The organism is Enterobacter sp. HMSC16D10, from assembly GCF_001807145.1.
Taxonomy (GTDB): Bacteria; Pseudomonadota; Gammaproteobacteria; order Enterobacterales; family Enterobacteriaceae; genus Enterobacter; species Enterobacter roggenkampii.
Genome location: NZ_KV787879.1, coordinates 1 through 2,260 on the forward strand (window position 1 = coordinate 1; position 2,260 = coordinate 2,260).

General features: G+C 42.4%; 4 protein-coding genes. All 4 read left to right on the forward strand.

Annotated elements, in window-relative coordinates:
• Positions 1–626 (forward strand): polymorphic toxin type 28 domain-containing protein (locus HMPREF3143_RS12705; protein ID WP_254668432.1); only part of this gene is annotated, 626 nt, incomplete at its 5' end.
• Entirely contained in the window at positions 623–1,009 is a 387-nt protein-coding gene (locus HMPREF3143_RS12710) for a contact-dependent growth inhibition system immunity protein (protein ID WP_070533271.1), read from the forward strand. The genes HMPREF3143_RS12705 and HMPREF3143_RS12710, both read left to right, overlap by 4 nt.
• A gap of 165 nt (positions 1,010–1,174) precedes the next feature.
• Complete coding sequence (locus tag HMPREF3143_RS25660) at positions 1,175–1,657, forward strand: HNH endonuclease family protein (protein ID WP_139145868.1); 483 nt, start codon at positions 1,175–1,177, stop codon at positions 1,655–1,657.
• Positions 1,658–1,668: 11 nt separating this feature from the next.
• Positions 1,669–1,968: a hypothetical protein gene (locus HMPREF3143_RS12715; RefSeq protein ID WP_024909326.1), complete on the forward strand. Its 300-nt coding sequence runs from the start codon at positions 1,669–1,671 to the stop codon at positions 1,966–1,968.
• Positions 1,969–2,260 lie beyond the last annotated feature (292 nt).

Here is a 2,260-nt window from a genome sequence, read left to right on the forward strand (position 1 = left end):
CGAAGGTGGAGGTTGAGAATAACTCGCTGGGTGTAGCACCTCCGGTTCCGGTGCCTGTTCCCGGGGTTCCGGTAAGCCCGGGAGATCAGGTCACCAAAAACGCCAATGACAAAATAGCGTCAGCTGTGGATGATCTGTTTGATGCAGTTGATAAAGCCACTCAGTGTAGCTTTGGGCGTGCATGTTCTTCGGATGATTCAAATCAGGAATCGAAACCCAACGTTGCCGGCAACATGACGGATAACGAGAAGGCTGAATATGGTGGAGCTGGGTCAGGCTCTCCGACTCCACCAGAAGATGATCATGAAAAACAAGAAAGTAAGCCTGTTGATAAACTCAATCAAAAGCAAGAAAGTGCTATCAAGAAGATCGATAACACTATAAAAAATGCTTTAAAAGATCATGATATCACAGGAACTCTTAAGGATATGGATGGTAACCCTGTACCTAAGGAAAGCGGTGGATATTGGGATCACATGCAGGAAATGCAAAATACCCTCAGGGGCTTAAGGAATCATGCAGACACATTGAAAAATGTTAATAATCCTGAAGCTCAAGCAGCATATGGTCGCGCAACAGATGCTATCAATAAAATTGAATCAGCCTTGAAAGGACATGGGATATGATTACTTTCCGTAAGTTGATAGGAAAAATAAATTTAAAACCTGATTCTGTTCAGAAATCATCGCTTGAACAATGGTTTGAACGTGTCATTGATATACCAATAGAAGAGCTGTCCGTAGAAGATCTTTGTCGTGCTATTCGTCAGAATCTCTTTATCGACCAGCTAATGCCAAGAGTATTACAAGTATTGGAGGAAGACCCATTGGCTGGAGAATATTACGATGGTGAACTCATTGCAGCTCTGGCAACAGTAAAAGTAGAGGATCTAAAAGATCATATGGATTGTTTTGAACAGGCTAAGATGATTATAAATAAAATAAACACTTCAGATATTGATAATGAATTAAGAAAAGATATATTGAAAATCAATAAAATAGGTACGTGAGAAAAAGTAGCTTGCTCTCGCAAGGTAATGGTGTGAGGAAAAAAAGGTGCGTCGGGGCAAAATATTGACAGCACTAAAGCGCGCCTGCGAGAGTAGGTTTTAACCTGCTGACTGTACAGGGAAAATGCCTGTTCGTTCTTAATAATCGTGTCGGATTGAGTTGTTGTGGAGAATAACTCGCTGGGCCCTGGACATGATGAGGAGGAGCTGGAGAAAGAGCATGGAGACCGCCTCCCAAAAGCCTATAATATTGCTAGGTCTGGAGTGTTGTTTGACGAAGATGGCAAGCCGCTTCCTGGAACTGCTGGTCTTGGCATTGGGGCAGTTCCGATTCGTGGCCCTTATTCAAATTTAAAGGATTCACCAACAGTTGGACCTGGTAAGAATTTTACACGCGCTCAAAAAACTAATATTTATCAACAAAAGATGAATAGTAATGGCGGGGTTTTACGTTCAGACCTTGATGGTCAAGAATTAGTCATGCCGAAAAAAAGCCAGTCAGGAGTAACCCCTCCGTTGAATGAAGCTCAAATCGATCATATTGTGCCTGGAAATCCTGCTGACTCAGCTCTTGGACAAGGTACAAATAGTTATGGAAACGCTCAGATTTTGTCTCGAGAACAAAACAGACAAAAATCGAATAAGTGAGGTAGTCAATAATGGATAATACAGTATGGAAGTTTGCGGAGCCACCAAACATGGCTGTTATTGCAAATAGAAAAATTATTAGCTCAGGAGAGTGGATAGCTTATGTTTCCCATGACAGTGACGATGGGGCTTGGCAATTCCATGTGATTAGTTCTGATTCAGTCAATGAAAATGATGCTGTTTTAGTTAGTCTGCAAGAGATAGTTAACATTGACCATTCTATTACCATATTAGCAGACCTCCCTTTAGGGTGGTGTGCGTGGCGGAACTCAAAAGATGATGATTGGAAAAGAGCCGTTATAAGTGAGTGATATCTAGAATTAAAATCCAACACTCAGCAGAGTAGACCGGCAAATGATTATATTTTGTCCCGCCCATCTTTGGCGGGATTTTTTGCGCCGCAATTCTTTCCGAAAAACATTGAATAACCAAGGGCTGATGGAAGAACTATGGCTAAGGCTAAAGTATATGCGATGCAATGAGATGACAAGCTTTAAGGTACATCTAACTGGATGTGAACCACCGTACTTTGACTATCTTTAGGGAAGTCGGGACAGAGCGAAGGCGCGGCGCTGGCCACCTCTGCGCTGGATGCTTACGGCA